At 50.9% G+C, this 17,590-nt stretch carries 15 protein-coding genes; 8 read left to right on the forward strand and 7 right to left on the reverse strand.

The annotated features are described in order from the left end of the window. Positions 1–37 precede the first annotated feature (37 nt). The gene (locus tag EFB02_RS00255) at positions 38–1,861 is read right to left on the reverse strand and encodes a polysaccharide biosynthesis protein (protein ID WP_160115336.1); all 1,824 of its coding nucleotides are present in this window, start codon (positions 1,859–1,861) and stop codon (positions 38–40) included. 121 nt (positions 1,862–1,982) lie between these two features. Between EFB02_RS00255 and EFB02_RS00260 the strand changes: the two genes are divergently transcribed. Together EFB02_RS00260 and EFB02_RS00265 are read left to right on the forward strand one after the other, a co-directional pair. After that, a complete protein-coding gene (locus EFB02_RS00260; protein WP_122819330.1) occupies positions 1,983–3,200 on the forward strand; it encodes a DegT/DnrJ/EryC1/StrS family aminotransferase in 1,218 nt (405 codons plus the stop codon). Between the two features lie 29 nt (positions 3,201–3,229). Beyond that, positions 3,230–3,823: a sugar transferase gene (locus tag EFB02_RS00265; RefSeq protein WP_234992671.1), complete on the forward strand. Its 594-nt coding sequence runs from the start codon at positions 3,230–3,232 to the stop codon at positions 3,821–3,823. 115 nt (positions 3,824–3,938) lie between these two features. Here EFB02_RS00265 and EFB02_RS00270 read toward each other — a convergent pair whose 3' ends face one another. Further along, on the reverse strand, positions 3,939–5,243 hold the full coding sequence (locus EFB02_RS00270; protein WP_122819334.1) for a TrpB-like pyridoxal phosphate-dependent enzyme: 1,305 nt from the start codon (positions 5,241–5,243) through the stop codon (positions 3,939–3,941). A gap of 332 nt (positions 5,244–5,575) precedes the next feature. Between EFB02_RS00270 and EFB02_RS00275 the strand changes: the two genes are divergently transcribed. The 3 genes from EFB02_RS00275 (at position 5,576) to EFB02_RS00285 (ending at position 8,345) form a co-directional block, all read left to right on the forward strand. Then, positions 5,576–6,598 carry a methionine ABC transporter ATP-binding protein gene (locus EFB02_RS00275; RefSeq protein WP_122819336.1) on the forward strand — a complete coding sequence of 341 codons (1,023 nt, stop codon included), beginning with the start codon at positions 5,576–5,578 and terminating at the stop codon, positions 6,596–6,598. Beyond that, positions 6,595–7,335 (forward strand): methionine ABC transporter permease, encoded by a 741-nt coding sequence (locus EFB02_RS00280; RefSeq protein WP_122819338.1) that lies wholly within the window; start codon positions 6,595–6,597, stop codon positions 7,333–7,335. The genes EFB02_RS00275 and EFB02_RS00280 overlap by 4 nt, the downstream gene beginning before the upstream one ends. A 185-nt stretch (positions 7,336–7,520) precedes the next feature. Beyond that, positions 7,521–8,345: a MetQ/NlpA family ABC transporter substrate-binding protein gene (locus EFB02_RS00285; protein WP_122819340.1), complete on the forward strand. Its 825-nt coding sequence runs from the start codon at positions 7,521–7,523 to the stop codon at positions 8,343–8,345. A gap of 145 nt (positions 8,346–8,490) precedes the next feature. Here EFB02_RS00285 and EFB02_RS00290 read toward each other — a convergent pair whose 3' ends face one another. The 3 genes from EFB02_RS00290 to EFB02_RS00300 all read right to left on the reverse strand — a co-directional run bounded on the left by EFB02_RS00290 (position 8,491) and on the right by EFB02_RS00300 (position 11,161). Further along, positions 8,491–8,967, reverse strand: coding sequence for a PTS sugar transporter subunit IIA (locus EFB02_RS00290; RefSeq protein ID WP_122819342.1), 477 nt, complete (start codon positions 8,965–8,967; stop codon positions 8,491–8,493). A 43-nt stretch (positions 8,968–9,010) separates the two neighbouring features. Then, positions 9,011–10,045 (reverse strand): LacI family DNA-binding transcriptional regulator, encoded by a 1,035-nt coding sequence (locus EFB02_RS00295; RefSeq protein ID WP_122819344.1) that lies wholly within the window; start codon positions 10,043–10,045, stop codon positions 9,011–9,013. Between the two features lie 249 nt (positions 10,046–10,294). Continuing rightward, positions 10,295–11,161 carry a sugar phosphate isomerase/epimerase family protein gene (locus tag EFB02_RS00300; protein ID WP_122819346.1) on the reverse strand — a complete coding sequence of 289 codons (867 nt, stop codon included), beginning with the start codon at positions 11,159–11,161 and terminating at the stop codon, positions 10,295–10,297. Positions 11,162–11,570: 409 nt separating this feature from the next. Between EFB02_RS00300 and pdxS the strand changes: the two genes are divergently transcribed. Both pdxS and pdxT read left to right on the forward strand, forming a co-directional pair. Continuing rightward, the gene (gene pdxS / locus EFB02_RS00305; RefSeq protein WP_122819348.1) at positions 11,571–12,485 is read left to right on the forward strand and encodes a pyridoxal 5'-phosphate synthase lyase subunit PdxS; all 915 of its coding nucleotides are present in this window, start codon (positions 11,571–11,573) and stop codon (positions 12,483–12,485) included. Positions 12,486–12,520: 35 nt separating this feature from the next. Then, positions 12,521–13,090 (forward strand): pyridoxal 5'-phosphate synthase glutaminase subunit PdxT, encoded by a 570-nt coding sequence (pdxT, locus tag EFB02_RS00310; RefSeq protein ID WP_122819350.1) that lies wholly within the window; start codon positions 12,521–12,523, stop codon positions 13,088–13,090. A 15-nt stretch (positions 13,091–13,105) separates the two neighbouring features. On the opposite strand, the gene EFB02_RS00315 is transcribed toward pdxT, so the two are convergent. Both EFB02_RS00315 and tadA read right to left on the reverse strand, forming a co-directional pair. Next, the gene (locus EFB02_RS00315) at positions 13,106–14,605 is read right to left on the reverse strand and encodes a CoA-acylating methylmalonate-semialdehyde dehydrogenase (RefSeq protein ID WP_122820582.1); all 1,500 of its coding nucleotides are present in this window, start codon (positions 14,603–14,605) and stop codon (positions 13,106–13,108) included. A gap of 631 nt (positions 14,606–15,236) precedes the next feature. Next, on the reverse strand, positions 15,237–15,815 hold the full coding sequence (tadA, locus tag EFB02_RS00320; RefSeq protein WP_200831513.1) for a tRNA adenosine(34) deaminase TadA: 579 nt from the start codon (positions 15,813–15,815) through the stop codon (positions 15,237–15,239). Between the two features lie 84 nt (positions 15,816–15,899). Here tadA and pgm point away from each other — a divergent pair, with 84 nt between their 5' ends. Next, on the forward strand, positions 15,900–17,570 hold the full coding sequence (gene pgm / locus EFB02_RS00325; protein ID WP_122819352.1) for a phosphoglucomutase (alpha-D-glucose-1,6-bisphosphate-dependent): 1,671 nt from the start codon (positions 15,900–15,902) through the stop codon (positions 17,568–17,570). Positions 17,571–17,590 lie beyond the last annotated feature (20 nt).

The raw sequence follows: 17,590 nt of genomic DNA on the forward strand, positions 1-17,590 counted from the left end.
AAATTTACCTATATTAATCTTCTGCTAGCAGCAACTATTAGTACAGCACCTGATCTTTTGCGGTCACAAAATCATGCTCTGTCATTAAGGCTTCTGGAGAGATTTCAGGGACAGTGGTATGCGAAATCAAGGGATGGAAGGGCCGCTCGTCTTTTTCAGCCTCAAAATGCAAGACTTCGGATAGCTTTTCCCCAGGACGCATGCCCGTAATCTTGATTTCAATATCCTTGCCACTCATTTCAATCATGCGCCTTGCCACGTCGATGATTTTTACCGGCTCGCCCATATCTAGCACCAGTACCTCACCGGGCCTGCCAATGGCTCCCGCTTGAATCACCAAGGCGCACGCTTCCGGAATCGTCATAAAGAAACGTTCTACATCTGGGTGAGTAATAGTGATCGGTCCGCCATGCTCAATTTGGGAGGTGAAAGTCCATAGCACCGAGCCACGTGAACCTAAAACGTTACCAAACCGCACGCTAACGTAACGCCACCCCTTATCGGCTACCTGCTGAGAATAGTGCGCCACTATCCGCTCCGCCATGCGCTTAGAACGCCCCAGCACCGTGGTAGGTTCTGCAGCTTTATCGGTAGAGATATTTACCAGATTAGTAACCCCGTACTCCACGGCTAGCTCTACCACATTCTTAGATCCCAAAACATTGGTTTTCCAGCCCTCGTCCGGGTATTGCTCCAGCATTGGTAAATGCTTTAGCGCGGCGGTATGGAAAATAACTTCCGGATGATGAGCCTCAAAAATCGCGCGTAGCGCCTCTCTATCCCGAATATCGCAGAGAGCGAAATCGGGGGTATCCAACATTCCAGAGCCATAAAGATCCAGTTGCATGGCATGCAGCTCGGATTCGTCCCGGTCTAGCAGCACCAATTCTGCCGGATTCAAGGCTTTCACCTGACGGCAGATCTCGGAACCAATAGAGCCCCCCGCGCCAGTTACCAGCACCCGTTTACCTGTCACATAGCTGGCAATTTGCTTTAGGTTAGTCTTGATTTCTCGCCGCCCCAAAAGGTCAGTCACGTTCATCTGGCGAATATTACTTAAATCAACTTTCCCATCCAGCATCTCCCCTACTTGCGGAGCTACCAGCAGTTTCAAACCGGCATCTTTCGCCAGCTGCGAGTAAGCACTTTTAACATCCCGCAACTTCACACTGGAATCTGCTTGATCGGGATGCTCAGCATTTATAGAGAAAATCGCGGTAGTTACCCCTAGTTTTTTCGCTACCTCCGCTAAATCCTGCCGTTTGCCCCGAACTGGAACCCCCCGCAGCCGCAAATTTCGTTTAGCGGAAGCATCATCTATCAAAGCCACCGGCCTATAGGGAGATTGAGAATCTACCTGCATCTGATTAATTAGCTGTTCCCCAGCGATCCCGGCGCCGATAATAATCACCGGTTCCGGATCCTCAGCCCCGTTCCTGCGTGCCTTTTTGACAAGTCGCCAAAAAACTCGCGCACTGCTCATAATTAATAGACCTAAAGCCGGGCTGGCTACCGCCACCACAATACTGACAAACCGACCGGGATACACCAGAGTAAATAGCGCACCGGCCAGTGCTGCTGCCACTACGATGACCCCTAAGCTGACTACCTCTTCGAATGAGGCAATCCAATACCGGTTCATATAGTGCTTAGAAACCAAACCGGCAATCGTTTGTAACGCCACCGCGACCACTGCGAAAGTGACAATCGCTTGTTGGTCAAGAGCGCTCAAAGTGAAATCAAACCTGAGCCAAGAAATAATAACTATCGCCAGAACCCAACTGAGAATATCTGTCGCCAGTAAAATACCGCGTCGCAGCCATGTAGGAATAAACACGTATCCTCTTTTCTGCCTATTCATAAAACCTAGAGCCATTCTAGCGTTTACTCATTAACTTCCTAAAGACCAGGCCGCAGGTAAAGGAACAAACATATTAGTGAGATAATGGCGCCAGGATTGCTTGCTGACCGAAAGGCTAAAAATGAAAGTACCATTTTCTCCTCCTGACATTAGGGAACAAGATATTGAGGCAGTAGTAAAGGTGCTGCGCTCAGGTTGGATTACTTCTGGTCCGGTGGGAGAAAAGTTCCGTCAGGCACTCACAGAGTTTTCAGGTACTGCCGGTACTATGCTGCTTAACTCGGCTACTGCTGGGCTTAAGAATGCCCTGCGGTTTTTGGGGATTGGCCCCGGCGATGAGGTAATCGTTCCCGCCTACACCTATACCGCCTCGGCCTCTGTGGTTGCCCACGTAGGGGCAAAAATCGTGATGGTAGATGTGGAAGCTGGCGACTACTTTACCTCCGCTCAGCGCATTCGGGCGGCTATCACCCAGAATACAAAAGCGATTATCCTTGTGGATTTAGCAGGGCGAATGGTTGACACCGCACCAATTTATGAAGTGATTAACGATACCCAGCCGCTTTTCCACCCAGGTAACGCCCTCCAAGAAACTTTAGGGCGCATCGCGCTGATTATTGATGGCGCACATTCTCTGGGAGCTACCGGATATGGGATGCATTCGGGACAAGCCGGCGACTTCACCGCTTTTTCTTTCCACGCAGTCAAGAATCTAACTACTGCCGAGGGCGGCGCTCTGACTTGGCGTGCAGAAAACCCGCTGTCCGATCAAGTAGAGCACTTCGTCAAACTCAACACTTTGCATGGACAGTCCAAATCGGCTTTAGAAAAAACCAATACGGCAGGTTGGGAATACGACGTTCTTTTCCCTGGCTATAAAGAGAATATGCCCGACACTCTGGCTGCTTTGGGATATTCACAGCTGCAGCGCTATCCGCAGACAATAGCGCGCCGCCACCAGATTATTGATTCCTATACCCAGGCACTGGCCGATCTGCCGGTCACGGCGCTGGCTCACAGCGGCACTGATGCTCAAGGGCGCAGCTGGAATAGTTCCGGCCACCTCTATTTACTTTCTCTAGATACCCTAGGGCTGGCGGAACGTAACCAGTTCATTGAAGAAATGTTTAACCGAGGGATCTCGTGCAATGTGCATTACAAGCCGCTGCCAATGCTGACCGCCTATCGTGACCTCGGGTTCAAGATTGCAGATTTCCCGAATGCCTACGAGGCGTACTGTCACGAGGTCACGCTACCTCTAAACACGGTATTAGACGATAAGCAGGTAGAATACGTGCAGGAAACCGCTAAAGAAATTTTGTCTAGGATGACGAAATAATGTTTCCGGCAGACGCAAGGAAAAAATCTGTGGACACTAAAGAGGTTATTGACCGCGCTATTTCAGCAGTGGCACTTATATTGCTCAGCCCCTTATTTGCGGTGACCGCGCTGGCCATCAACCTTGATTCCCCCGGTCCGGTATTTTTCCGGCAAGAAAGGATAGGACGCTTCGGGGTTCCCTTCCGGATCCATAAATTTCGCACTATGCGCAATGAAAAACCGAAGAAAAATATCTCTGCCAGTGGCGATCCGCGAGTAACTAGGGTGGGGCGGGTTCTGAGAAAAACTAAGATTGACGAGTTAGCGCAACTTATAGATGTTGCTCAAGGCTCAATGTCGCTGGTGGGGCCCCGTCCGGAGGTACCCGAATATGTGGAGCAGTGGCCACAAGACCGGAAAGCACTGATTCTTTCTGTGCGCCCCGGAATCACTGATCCGGCGTCGATTGCTTATCGTAATGAGGCCGACGAGTTAGCTAGTGCTGCTGACCCGGAACGCTACTACACCCAGGTATTGATTCCTAAGAAGACCAAAATGTATGCCGATTATGTGCGTTCACGGTCTTTACTAGGTGATTTTCAGATTATTTTACAAACTATAGCAACGGTTGTGCGCGGGTAGCTGACTGCCATCCCGCACCAAACATTACCTTAGACCGGCATATTCCCTGCTAACGTAGATAAAAAGCGGCGGCGAGGTTATCCTCGCCGCCGCTGCGGTAGTTTCAGCTACTCGGCTACTTGTTTAGCACCTGGTGGTAGGCCGCCAGATCCAGTACCCCGTTACCTGATACTCCAATCAAGACTACCTGTCCATCATGAACCTCACCCGAGCGAATAAAGTCCAGCGCCCCAGCTATCGCATGAGTCGATTCGGGGGCGGGAATAATCCCCTCAGCACGCGCAAACTCTATTCCGGCGGCAAAGGTTTGTTCTTGCGGATAGGCCCGTGCCTCCATCAACCCCAGGTGATAGGCGTGTGAAACCATTGGCGCCATCCCGTGATATCGCAAGCCACCAGCGTGAATCGGATCAGGTACGAACTCGTGCCCCAGGGTGTACATCTTCATTAAAGGCGTTAGCCCCGACATATCCCCAAAGTCATAGCGGTATTCACCCTGCGTCAGCGAGGGGCAGGCGGCCGGTTCGCACGCTACTACCCGCGCATTTTTACCTTCACGCAGATTCTCACCGATAAAGGGAGTTGCCAAACCACCCAAGTTAGAGCCTCCCCCGGCGCAACCAAAAATAAAGTCCACATCGGACTCGCCAGCTTTAGCCAGTTGAGCTTGTGATTCCAGGCCGATCACCGTCTGGTGGATAATCACCTGATTCAGGACCGATCCCAAAGCGTAGTGAGCCTGCGGATCTGAAACTGCAGATTCTACTGCCTCCGAAATCGCCATCCCTAAAGACCCGGAAGTTTCAGGGTCTTCGGCTTGCATGCGGCGACCTGCCTCGGTGCGATCGGAGGGCGAACTCCAACATTTTGCACCATAAGTCTCCATTTGCATCCGCCGATAGGGCTTTTGATCATAGGAGGAACGCACCTGCCATACTTCGCATTCCATTCCCAACATGGAACAGGCCATCGCCAGGGAAGCACCCCACTGCCCGGCACCAGTCTCCGTGGTTAACCGTTTAATCCCGGCCGCGCCATTGTAATAGGCCTGCGCTAAAGCCGAGTTTGGCTTATGGGAACCTGCCGGAGAATTACCTTCGTATTTGTAGTAAATACGACATTTAGTACCTAATTTTTGCTCTAGATTGTGTGCTCGATAAAGAGGCGCGGGACGAAAATTGGCGTATAGTTCGCGAACCCGTTGGGGAATATCGATATACCGTTCCTTGCTCATCTCTATTTCAATAAGCCCGGGAGCGAACAACGGTTCGAGCTCTTTCGCGGTGATTGGCTCCCGAGTTTGAGGATTCAGATAGGGAGGCATCGGTTCCGGGAAATCAGCGGCCAGGTTGTACCAGCGAGACGGAATATGGTTATCGATTGGAAATCCTAAAGGCTGGATTTTGGGGTTATCAGTCATCTTTTGCTCCTCGATGAAATATCACTTATTTTTAATAGTTTCCGCTGGCGGGAGACAAAAAAATACCCGCCATTGGGCGGGTTCTATGAATGCCTGAAAGAAAGGACCCGCCTAGGCGAGCCACCACCACTGAATCGATTTGATCGCTGTTTCTTCCATGCCCCTATGCTAACTAAAACGTGAGAGCAACTACAAGCCGTCTCAAAATTTGGCGTTTTACTTCTCGAGGCTTTAATCTAAACGTAGCCATCAAGAGCAGCGCAGAGACCTGGCTCGCGCGCTGCAGCAACCGATAAGACGGTGCTAATGCCAGGACCGATGGGAAGGAACTAATGAGCAACGCTAAAGCGGAAAATTCGCTAATTGAGCTGCGGGACGTCTATAAAATTTATCCCCGTAAGAAACAGGAGAAACTGCACGCCCTCGACGGCATTTCCCTAAAGATTGGAGCCGGGGAAATCCATGGAATTGTGGGGCAATCGGGAGCTGGAAAATCTACGCTGATTCGTTGCCTAACCGCCTTGGAGCATCCCACTTCGGGGGAAATCCTGGTGGCGGGACAAAATCTTTCAACCCTTTCTGAAAAGCATTTACGCCAGGCACGCCGTTCTATCGGGATGGTGTTTCAGGCAGCTAACCTGCTGGATTCACGTACCGCTGCTGGCAATATTGCCTATCCGTTGTACTTGGCAGGAGAAAAACGCGGGGAACGTCATGACCGAGTCCAAAAGCTATTAGATTTAGTGGGACTACATGACCGGGGTTCCTCTTACCCTTCTCAGCTTTCCGGGGGGCAACAACAGCGAATAGGGGTAGCCCGGGCACTTGCCGATGAGCCGCAAGTATTACTGTGCGACGAACCTACCAGCGCTTTGGATACCGAATCCACTCAGCAGATCCTGCATTTAATTAAAGACGTGCATGACCGTCTGGGCGTCACCGTGGTGATTATTACCCACGAGATGAGCGTAGTTCGCGAGATTTGCACCCACGTTACTTTGCTGGAAGGCGGAAAGATTATACAGACGGGTTCGGTGGAAGAGGTAGTCAAGGATCCTTCCTCCCGCCTCGCAAAAGACTTGGTTCCGCCCCCCAATGTTGATGATGAAGTAACTTTAGACGGTCAGCCTGCCTCGGTAGTGGATATTGCTTTCACTTCCTCACCAGGCGTACCCACCGGATCTAAAGTTATGGATTTGGTCGCCAAGTTGGGTGGCGACATTGTGGCCGGAACTTTTGAAACCGTGGGAACCACGCAGGTCGGCCGCTTAGCTCTGGGGGTAAAAACCACGGAACTGGAAGGCTTTCTTCAGGAACTGGAAAATCATCACATCTATACGGAGGTGCGAGCATGAGTCTTATCGCTACTACCTCACAGGTTGTGACCCTGATGCCCTTGGCTGCAGATGGTTCCGGCAAGTGGTTTTCCAATCCAGTAATTTCCAACAACCTACTAGAAGCCACTTTAGAGACGATTTATATGTCGTTTTGGTCGGGATTTTTCTCGATTCTACTGGGGCTGCCAATCGGTTTACTGCTAGTTGCTACCGCCCCTGCAGGACTACTGTCAGCTTCTAAGGTCGCGCGAGTTATCTACTCGGTGTTGGGACTCATCGTGAACGTAGGCCGCTCGCTGCCCTTCGTCATTTTGATGATTTCAATTATTCCCTTCACTCGTCTGCTGGTAGGCACCTCTTTAGGGTGGAAAGCGGCGGTAGTGCCACTAACTCTGGCAGCTGCTCCTTTCTTTGCTCGCCTGGTGGAATCTAATGTGCAAGGCGTAGAAAGTGGCAAACTAGAAGCCGCAAAAATGGCGGGAGCCTCCAACTGGCAAATCATGTTGGGAGTACAGGTTCGCGAGGCACTTCCTTCTTTAATCCAGTCGGTTACCGTCACCTTAATCTCTTTGATTGGTTATGGTGCGATGGCAGGTACTTTAGGTACCGGCGGCCTGGGCGCTCTAGCCATGAACTATGGTTACACCCGCTTTATGGGTGACGTGATGCTAATCGTCGTTATCGATATCTTGCTGATTGTTGTCATCGTGCAGTGGGTAGGCGACATGCTTAGCCGGCTGGTCGATCACCGCTAAGGGAAAACCAGTCGGAGACCTTCACCGCTAAACCTAGCGGTTTAAGATTTAACCTTTTTCCTCCCTGGCACCACGCTAGGCAGCTGGGGAAACTTCCGGCCTCGTCCGCTTGATAGACGCAGGCGAGGACGGGTAATAAAACTTTGTAAACTACCTAAAAAACAACCATTTAAAAGGAAATGAAAATGAAAACTTGGAAGAAAATTGTAGCCGCAGCTGGAGCTGCTGGTCTGGCCCTAAGTCTGGCTGCTTGCGGTGGTAACTCCGCTGCTGACACCAACAAGCTAATTGTGGGAGCCTCTCCTACGCCTCATGCGGAGATCCTGCGTTACGTGGCCGATAACTTAGCTAAAAAGCAGGGCATCGAGTTGGAAGTCAAAGAGTACACCGACTACGTCCTGCCGAATGAAGCCTTGAACTCTGGGGATCTGGATGCCAACTATTATCAGACGGTTCCCTACTTCGATGAGAAGACCGCTAAGAACAACTGGCACTTCGATCATGGTAAGGGAATCCACTTGGAGCCAGTGGGAATTTATTCCGAAAAGCTCAAGGATATTAAGGATCTCAAAGATGGCGCCAAGATTGGGGTCATCACCGATGAAACTAACCAGAAGCGCGGTCTGAAGCTACTGGCTGATAATGGTTTGATTAAATTGCCAAAGGATGAAAATCAACATTTAGTGTCGGTAATCGCCAAGTCTAAAGAATACAATCCGCGTGGCTTCGACCTGTCTGAGGTGGAAGGTCCCCAGTTGGTGCGCTCCCTAGCTGACCTGGATATCGCGGTGATTAACGGTAACTTTGCTCTAGATGGGGGCAAAAAACCCTCCGACGCTTTGGTTCTAGAATCCCCCAAGGATAACCCTTCGCTGAACATTCTGGTTTGGAAGAAGGACTCCGAAAAGCTGGAAGCGATTAAGAAGCTGGACGCTTTGCTGCACTCTCCGGAAGTCAAGGCTTTCATTGAAAAGAAATGGCCGAACAAGGCAGTGCTACCTGGTTTTTAATCCTTCTCACCTAGCTGCGGTAAATATCTAGTTGGTTTAAATATTAGAGGAGGGTTCGAAGATTTTCTTCGAACCCTCCTCTTTTTTATTTGGTCAGTGTCCTTTCTGGTTGAAGGACATCTTTCAGTTTTCCTGAAATCTCGCCTTACCGGTTAGCTTGCAAAGTGATCTGACATAGTGGGGTTCCTGCCTGCACTGTGCCAGGGGTAAAGTCCACTGCCGCCACTTGATTTCGCCCGATAAAAACCACTGGGGTAATCGGATCTTTCTTGAGAGCTACCAGGCGCGGGATATCAACCTTAACAACAGGCTGTCCGGCTCTAACCTCATCACCCTCTCTAAGTAGCTGCTGAAAACCCACACCTTTAAGCCCCACAGTATCTAATCCCACGTGCACCAGTACTTCTAGGGAATTAGCCTCCCCCACCAGCGCGAAGGCGTGTCCAGTTTTGAATAGTTTGATGATTTTTCCACTAACCGGAGACAACACTGACTGCACCTGTACTAAAGGGCGAATAGCCATTCCCTGTCCCAACATTTTTTGGGAAAAAACCGGATCTGGAACCGCTGTTACCGGAATAACTTCTCCACTAAGAGGAGCCAGAATCGAAAGGGCTGTCATTTAGTTCCCCTTTTTGTTTTCAGTCGGAACATATGCCCGAGTCTTAAGCGGTTTTTCGCACAATCAGTCGGGTTTCCACCTGGGTTTCGGCGGCATTCCATTTCTTGGCATAGTTATCTTCACCTAGGAAGAACTCTACGTGCTCTACCAGGCGTTTAACCGCGAGTTTGGCAAGTTCTTCGCGATCTTGCCGCACGGTAGTTAGTTCCACATAGGATTCAGCAGCAATCGGGGTATCGTCAAAACCAGCTACCTCAATTTGGTGTGGAATACTAATGCCTTCTTGCCACATCCTGATCATGAATCCTTGAGCGCACAGGTCGTTAAAGCACATTACTGCCCGGGGAAAATCCCTCTCTCCTGTGCTTACCTGACGCATTATCTGATCGGCCACCCGCGCCCCGTCGCTTGGATTCTGGCCCCCCTGATAGATACGATTCGCGCCCCCAGTGCCAGGTTCTAATCCGGATTCCCTAAGGCAACGCCGAAATGCTGCTTCTCGTACCCGAGCGTTAGCCTGATTATCGCCGCAAATATGCACGATGTCGTCTAGTCCCTGCTTCCGTAAATACTTGAAACATTCTTCAATCCCGGAGGCGTCATCGGATACTACCGCATCGACATTGTTGGAACCAGATTCTTGACAGAGGGTAATTAGCGGTATCGTGGCAGCAACTTTCTCTAAATAATCGGCGGGAAGCTTTGTTCCTATTAGCACGATTCCCTCGCAGCGGTCTTGCAGTAAGGATTCTATGCAATCCATTTCGCTGCGCTGCCCCACGCAACCCGCTGCCACCAAGCGATAGCCCTCTTTATCGGCGTAACGATATAGCGGATCCATTAACGAAATTTGGAACTCTTGTTCCATATAAAAAACGACACCTAGCAAATAGCTACGATCGAGGCGAATTAGGGCGGCCTGCCGGTCAGGGCGGTACCCCATCTCAAAAGCGGCGCGCTGAATCTCTGCACGTCTCTTTTCCGAAACTCCGGGTCGTCCGGACAATGCAACAGACACCGTAGAAATGGCGGCTCCCACTTCCTTGGCCACATCGGAGATAGTTAATTTTTGTTTCATAATGCTGCTCTTAGGCTATCGCTACATAGCCCCTAATCATGAAGATTCAAACCCCGGGAACACAAACTCGATCAAAATATTAAAAAACTGACTAATGTACGCCCATACTTTATTCAAATAATCACCAATAGATATAAATTAACCTACCCCTTTCACGGGTTGCAAACTGGTATTCCATTATGTAAGGAAGATTTTCCGAGGACACCCGCGCCCTCGAAAAATCTTCCTTACGTGTTTACGGAAATACTGCTACTGACCGAACTCGCTTTTTACCCGGGCAATCATCTTTTTATTGATCTCATCAGCATGATCATGCCAGCCAAATACACACAGCGACAACACTCCGTCGAAGTTCATATCCCGCAAGGTGCTAAACAGCTCATCCCAGGGAACTTCACCCATGCCAATCTCGTTATGCTGATGCACCCGCGCATCGACCCCCGGAGGATTAATTACATAACGATTCCCATCGAAGGCTTTGTGGTTAAACACATCGGCGATATGTACTTCTTTGAGGAGATCTCCCGCGGAGCGCAGCATTCGTTCAACATCGCCCTTACCGTCTGAGAGGTGGAAAGTATGCGGAGCGCAGTATTCATACCCGATCCAGGGCTTATTTACGCCGCGAATCAAGTTGATGGCAGGATCTTGCATCTCCACGAAGTCATAGGGATGCGCTTCCATATGTAGCTGAATCCCATATTTTTCAAAATCGGGAGTGAGTTCTTCGATGGACTTGTACCACTGATGTTCGCAGCGCCGCGGGGTGTTGGGATCCCCAGAAAATTCAGAAACAATCTCACGTACATCTAACTGATCTGCAATCTCCAGCAACCGACGCCAGTTATGCACTTGAGCTTGCCGTTCTTCCTCGTCTACACACGACCAGTTAAACACCGGGTTCAAAGTGGCAATTTTAACCCCGGATTCCTTCTGTGCCTTGTTAAGCTCTGCGATGTAAGCATCGTCAGCTTTGGGGTAATGATGCCAGAAGTGAAAATCTGCCGTTGGTGAAAGTTCTACGTAATCAAAACCCAGTTCCCGAGCTTTATGCAAGGTTTGGGAAACCGGCATAAACCAGTAATACATATTGGGGTCGAGGGCGATCTTGACCATAATCCATTCCTTCTATTTTTGGGGGTGACTATATTTATCAGGGCGGTTTCCGAGGCTTCCCCGCAGGCAGCAGCCTCTTCGCTCCGCTTATCTTTATTGGGTACCCTCAGTCTAGCCGAAACGTTTCGTTATGTCGAGGCTTTTCCGAGATTCCCTTTTGCGAACTTGGCATTCACCAAATCCCGTCCACCTTTATTTAACACGCGTTAAGCTAGGGAGTCAAGGTAGCTTTCTCTGCTGTTTTGCACGCGCAAAAAATAGCTGCGGCCTACACATTTACCCCCAGAGCCCTCTTTGCCAAAAAAATAACTATTACCCCAAGTTAGTTTGTAAAGTAGATGCCTAGAGGGTGGCGGCACTACTTTGCTCCGCAAACCCAGAAGGCTAGGCATAGAAAGAAGGAACGGAAATGGAAACCGCTAACGCAACTACTGTCCAGGAATCGAACGACCTCAAAGAGCGGGTGGCACTTAACCGCCAGCTCGCGCAAATGCTAAAAGGCGGCGTAATAATGGACGTCACTACCCCGGAACAGGCACGGATTGCCGAGGACGCGGGAGCGGCCGCCGTTATGGCTCTAGAACGCATCCCCGCCGATATTCGTGCCGCAGGCGGGGTATCCCGGATGAGCGACCCAGCAATGATCAAAGGCATTCAGGAGGCAGTTTCGATTCCAGTTATGGCGAAATGCCGAATTGGACATTTTGTGGAAGCTCAGCTTTTGGAGGCCATCGAAATCGACTACATCGATGAGTCAGAAGTTCTTTCTCCGGCCGACGATGTTTACCACATCGATAAAACCCAGTTCAAAGTACCTTTCGTGTGTGGGGCACGCAACCTGGGTGAAGCGTTGCGACGCATTGGCGAGGGCGCAACTATGATTCGCACCAAGGGTGAACCGGGAACCGGCGACATAGTACAGGCAGTTACCCATATGCGCGCCATGAACGCCGAAATTCGCCGAGTCTCCAGCCTACGTACAGACGAGCTTTTTGAAGCTGCCAAGCAACTAGAAGTCCCGCTGGCACTCCTGAAAGAGGTACACGATTCTTCGCGGCTACCGGTAGTAAACTTCGCGGCTGGCGGAGTAGCTACTCCGGCGGATGCAGCCTTGATGATGCAGCTTGGAGCCGAGGGCGTATTCGTAGGTTCGGGAATTTTCAAGTCCGGAAATCCTGCCAAACGTGCCAGCGCCATCGTCAAAGCGGTAACTAACTTTAGGGACGCGAAACTAATCGCAGAACTATCCGAAAATCTAGGCGAAGCCATGGTAGGAATTAACGAAAGTGAAATTGACCTGCTGATGGCAGAGCGCGGAAAATAACCCCTTCGCACAACAGAAACGGCCAGTGTAAATAAATGGAAAAAGTTGGCGTCCTCGCAGTTCAAGGAGCATTTATAGAGCATGAACAATGCCTGCAGAAACTGGGGGCTCAGGTGGTTGAACTGCGGGAAGCCGCAGACTTACACAGCGGTTTTAACCGCCTGGTACTGCCGGGTGGAGAATCCACAGTGCAATCTAAACTGTTGATTGAACTGGGTATGGCTGATCGGCTACGGGAAATGATTACCGCTGGAATGCCGGTTCTTGGTACTTGCGCAGGATTAATCTTGCTGGCCAAGCGAATTATGGGTAAACGCAGCGTGGATCGCACCGCACTAGGTACCCTAGATGTGACCGTGGAACGTAATGCCTACGGACGCCAACTAGGTTCCTTTAATACTCGAGCTGACTTTGCGGGGATGGAAGATCTGCCGATGACTTTCATTCGTGCTCCACGGATTAACAACGTGGAGACGGGCGTAGAAGAACTCGGACGAGTAAATGGGGCAATTGTGGGGGCGCGAGCCGCCAATCAGATCGGGGTTACTTTTCACCCCGAACTAACTGGCGACCCGCGCCTGCACCAAATGTTCTTGAACTTATAAGTTCCTTAACTGTCCTTATTCTTCCTCGCGCTGGAAGCTCATCGAGGCTTCATAGTGTCCCGACTCGCTCGGCCAACGGGTGGTAATCGCCTTGGCTTTGGTGTAGAACTTCACGCCCTCGGGACCGTGAATATGGGTATCTCCAAGCAGAGACTCCTTCCAACCACCGAAGGAATAGTAGGCTACCGGGGTCGGAATCGGAACATTAACCCCAACCATTCCGGCCTCAACCGCTAGGGTGAACTTGCGTGCTACCCCGCCGTCATTGGTAAAGATCGCGGAACCATTGCCGAAGGGCGAAGAGTTAACGATTTCGATGGCTTCTTCATAGGTGTCCGCGCGGGTAATCACTAGTACCGGCCCAAAGATTTCCTCGTAATACACCGGAGCGTCCTTGGGGCAGTTATCGATAATGGTCGGCCCCACGAAGTATCCGTTCGGGTAACCTTCCGGCCGGAATCCACGTCCGTCACGCACGATAGTCGCACCACGCTCTTCAGCGTCAGTAATCAGACCTTCGATACGTTCCTGTGCTTTCTTGTCGATAACCGGACCCATCTCGCAGCCCTCGACCATACCTTGATCTACGTGGATCTTATCGGCGTGAGCCTTAATTTTCTCGGCTAGCTTTTCACCAGCGCTTCCTACTGCTACTACCACCGGCAAAGCCATGCAGCGTTCACCCGCAGCGCCGAAAGCTGCTGCAGAAAGATGCTTGGCAGCGAAATCAATATCTGCATCTGGCATCACGATGGCGTGATTATTTGCGCCACCCAACGCCTGTACGCGTTTACCATGAGAAACTCCGGTGTTCTGCACGATATGAGCAACTGGAGTAGAGCCCACAAACGAAATGGCATCAATACCCGGATGTTCCAGAATCGAGGTCACCAAATTACGGTTGCCCGTCAAAACCTGGTAAATCCCGTCCGGTAGCCCCGCTTGCTTGTAAAGCTCTCCGGTGAAGAGCGCAGCGGAAGGAGTAGAAGATGCGGGCTTAATAATAATGGCGTTACCAGTGGCGATAGCCAGAGGGTGCATCCACATAGGCACCATTGCCGGGAAGTTAAACGGGCAGATGCCTGCCACTACCCCGACCGGCTGCCGCACGGTGTAAATATCAACACCAGTTGAAATCTGGTAGGAGTGTTCGCCCTTCATGTTGGCGTTAATACCGCAAGCGTAATCAAGAGTTTCCCGCCCACGCTGAATTTCACCGATTGCGTCCGAGTAGTTTTTACCGTGTTCCTGGACGATTAGGCGCGCCATCTTATCTTGGTTTTCCAAGACCAAGTGGCGCATCTTGAACATGATGTCTACCCGCTTAGCCAGGGAAAGCTTAGCCCATTCTTTTTGTGCCTTGCGAGCAATTTCTACCGCGTGATCCAAATCTTCACTCGACGCGGAGGGAATCGTAGCTACGACCTCTCCTAGCGCTGGATCTTCAATCTCAATTTGCCCGGTGGGTTTACCCTGCGCATATTCACCGTTAATCCAATGCTGCAATTGTTTCACCATTATCAGCGTCTCCTTTGAATATTGCTGACCTTATCGCCGGTCATGCCGGATTATCGACATCCCCGTTGATTAACTAAATTGTCCTTACAATAGCGACTATAGTCGACCTAAGTCCCAGACACAAGGAGAGTCTACTTAAAACTAGCGATTCTTTCATTAATGCTTGAATTTAGAAAATCGGGAGCGCCTAGATAGTCACCACTGAGTATCTCCCCGATGAAACACATCCCTTAATTTTCACTTTACTGTTAAGCCGTATTCCCGCACTATCAGCACAAACCCTCGGCAGTTATGAATACAACCCTACTATTGGCTACGGGCAGGCATTCAAATTAGACAGACACTCACCCTTCCCGCCAGTAAAGAATTCCTCTGCGACCTAGCCATAACCGCTACAACTTCCACAAAGACCCCTTCCCCTAACAGCACCCAGATTAATGCAGTCCCAGATAAACCTGCACTTAAGCCCGTACAGATAGTTTCGACAGCTCCGCCTGGAATAGGAAGGAACACTTAGCGAAAATTCGGGTGTAGATCGCGGCTTAGCCTGCAGATAGCTAAAACCCGAAGCGGCGGCAAGCGTAAGGTGCTATCGACAACCAACTATAGGGCGTAGTTGCTTGAACTCTTATCGCCGACCAGCAAAGAAGGCTTTTAATTGTGCCGAGCATTCCTCCTCTAAAATCCCCCCGATTACTTCGATGCGGTGATTTAGGCGGCTATCGCGCAGAACATCACGGACAGAGCCAGCAGCTCCCGCTTTGTCATCCCAGGCGCCAAACACTACCCGCGAAACCCGGGCATTAACCAAGGCACCTGCACACATAGTGCAAGGCTCCAAGTTCACCACCAAAGTGGTTCCAGTAAGTCGCCAAGTACCAAGGCGAGCAGATCCTTGCCGCAAAGCCATAATCTCTGCGTGCGCAGTGGGATCAAAGGGAAAGATTTCCCTTTGGTTAAATCCACTTCCGATTATTTCCCACTCTCCCAAATAGGAAGCATTATCACTTTCGGGAGTAAGTGCTTCCTCACCCGCAGAAGCCAATGCACCCTCGGCGGTAAAAAAACCAGTATTCCGGGCATTATCGGGCGAGAAATTTTCGACACGCGGAGCTAACAAAACTGCCCCCACCGGCACATCTGATTGCTGTTGTGCCCGGGTGGCCAAATCCATAGCCCGGCGCATCACCCCGTCAAAGCGATTCATGTTCTCAATTTACCCGGCACTTATTAGTTACAACACCTTGTTCTTTTCACAGACAAAAAACTAAATAAGTGAAAGACTTAATACATGTTTGAAAGAGCCGGGCAAAAAGCCAAACCAGAAGATTTAATCAATGTAGATGACCTCCTAGCCGCCTACTATGACCTAGAACCAGACCCGCAAGAACCTAGCCAACGGGTAAGTTTCGGAACTTCCGGACACCGCGGCAGCGCCTTTGATCACGCATTTAACGAAGCCCATATCGTGGCAATAACTCAGGCAATCGTGGAATATCGCCGAAACCAGGGAATTAACGGACCACTATTTATGGGGCGCGACACCCACGCCCTCTCAGAGCCCGCTCACCGCAGCGCCCTAGAAGTACTGGTAGCTAACGGAGTGGATGTGCGAATAGATTCGCGCAATTCCTATGTCCCCACCCCGGCAGTTTCTTTGGCAATCTTGCAAGCCAACGGGGCACCCGGCAAAGTACGCACCTCGGGCGCAGATGCGGCCGACGGAATCGTAATCACCCCTTCTCACAACCCGCCGCGCGACGGGGGCTTCAAATACAATCCTCCCACTGGCGGCCCAGCAGATGTGGATGCTACCAGCTGGATTGCCGACCGCGCTAACCAGATCCTTGAAGATGGCTGGCGCAATGTTCCCCGCTCTACTTTGCCGGATCTAACTCGTGCCGACTGCGTACATTCCCACGATTACCTGCGTGAATATGTGGATGCATTACCCACTGTAGTTGACCTGGATGCGATTCGCTCCGCGGGAGTACGCATTGGCGCAGACCCACTTGGCGGGGCTTCAGTGGACTATTGGGGCATGATTTCCGAGCGCCATGACCTAAACCTGACGGTAGTTAACCCGAATGTGGATCCCGCTTTCAGCTTCATGACCTTGGATTGGGACGGAAAAATTCGTATGGATTGTTCCTCCCCCTATGCGATGTCTTCATTACGGGAACAGATGGCGCCCGACGAGGATGGGATTACGCCTTTCGACATCGCCACCGGTAACGATGCCGATTCGGATCGCCATGGGATTGTAACCCCGGATGGGCTAATGAATCCCAACCACTACCTGGCAGTTGCAATCGAATACCTGTACACCCATCGACCCCAGTGGAGCCAAAATTGCGGAGTTGGAAAAACCTTGGTTTCCTCCTCGCTAATTGACCGCGTTGTAACCCATATGGGACGCAAACTCGTGGAAGTTCCGGTCGGCTTTAAATATTTCGTTCCGGGATTGCTCTCCGGGACTATCGGTTTCGGGGGCGAGGAATCCGCCGGAGCTTCCTTCTTACGTAGGGATGGATCTGTGTGGACTACCGATAAAGATGGCATTATCTTGGCGCTTTTAGCCTCTGAAATCCTGGCAGTAACGGGAACTTCACCTTCTCAGTTGCATAAACAGCAGATAGAGCGTTTCGGGTCTTCTAGCTATAAACGTTTCGAGGCCGCGGCCACCCCGGAGCAAAAAGCCAAACTCAAAAAGCTTTCTCCCGAGGATGTCACCGCCAATAAACTCGCCGGCCAAGATATCACCGATAAGCTGGTGCGCGCCCCGGGTAACGACGCGGAAATCGGCGGACTAAAAGTCGTCACCAAGGACGCCTGGTTCGCGGCTCGCCCCTCCGGCACCGAAAATATCTACAAGATTTACGCGGAATCCTTCCGAGGGGATACCCACGTAGACCAAGTAATTTCCGAAGCACAAGAGGTAGTAGGCACCGCTCTCTCCTAGTCGGCTCTACCCCTGATACC

This window comes from Varibaculum vaginae, from assembly GCF_900604285.1.
Classification (GTDB): domain Bacteria; phylum Actinomycetota; class Actinomycetes; order Actinomycetales; family Actinomycetaceae; genus Varibaculum; species Varibaculum vaginae.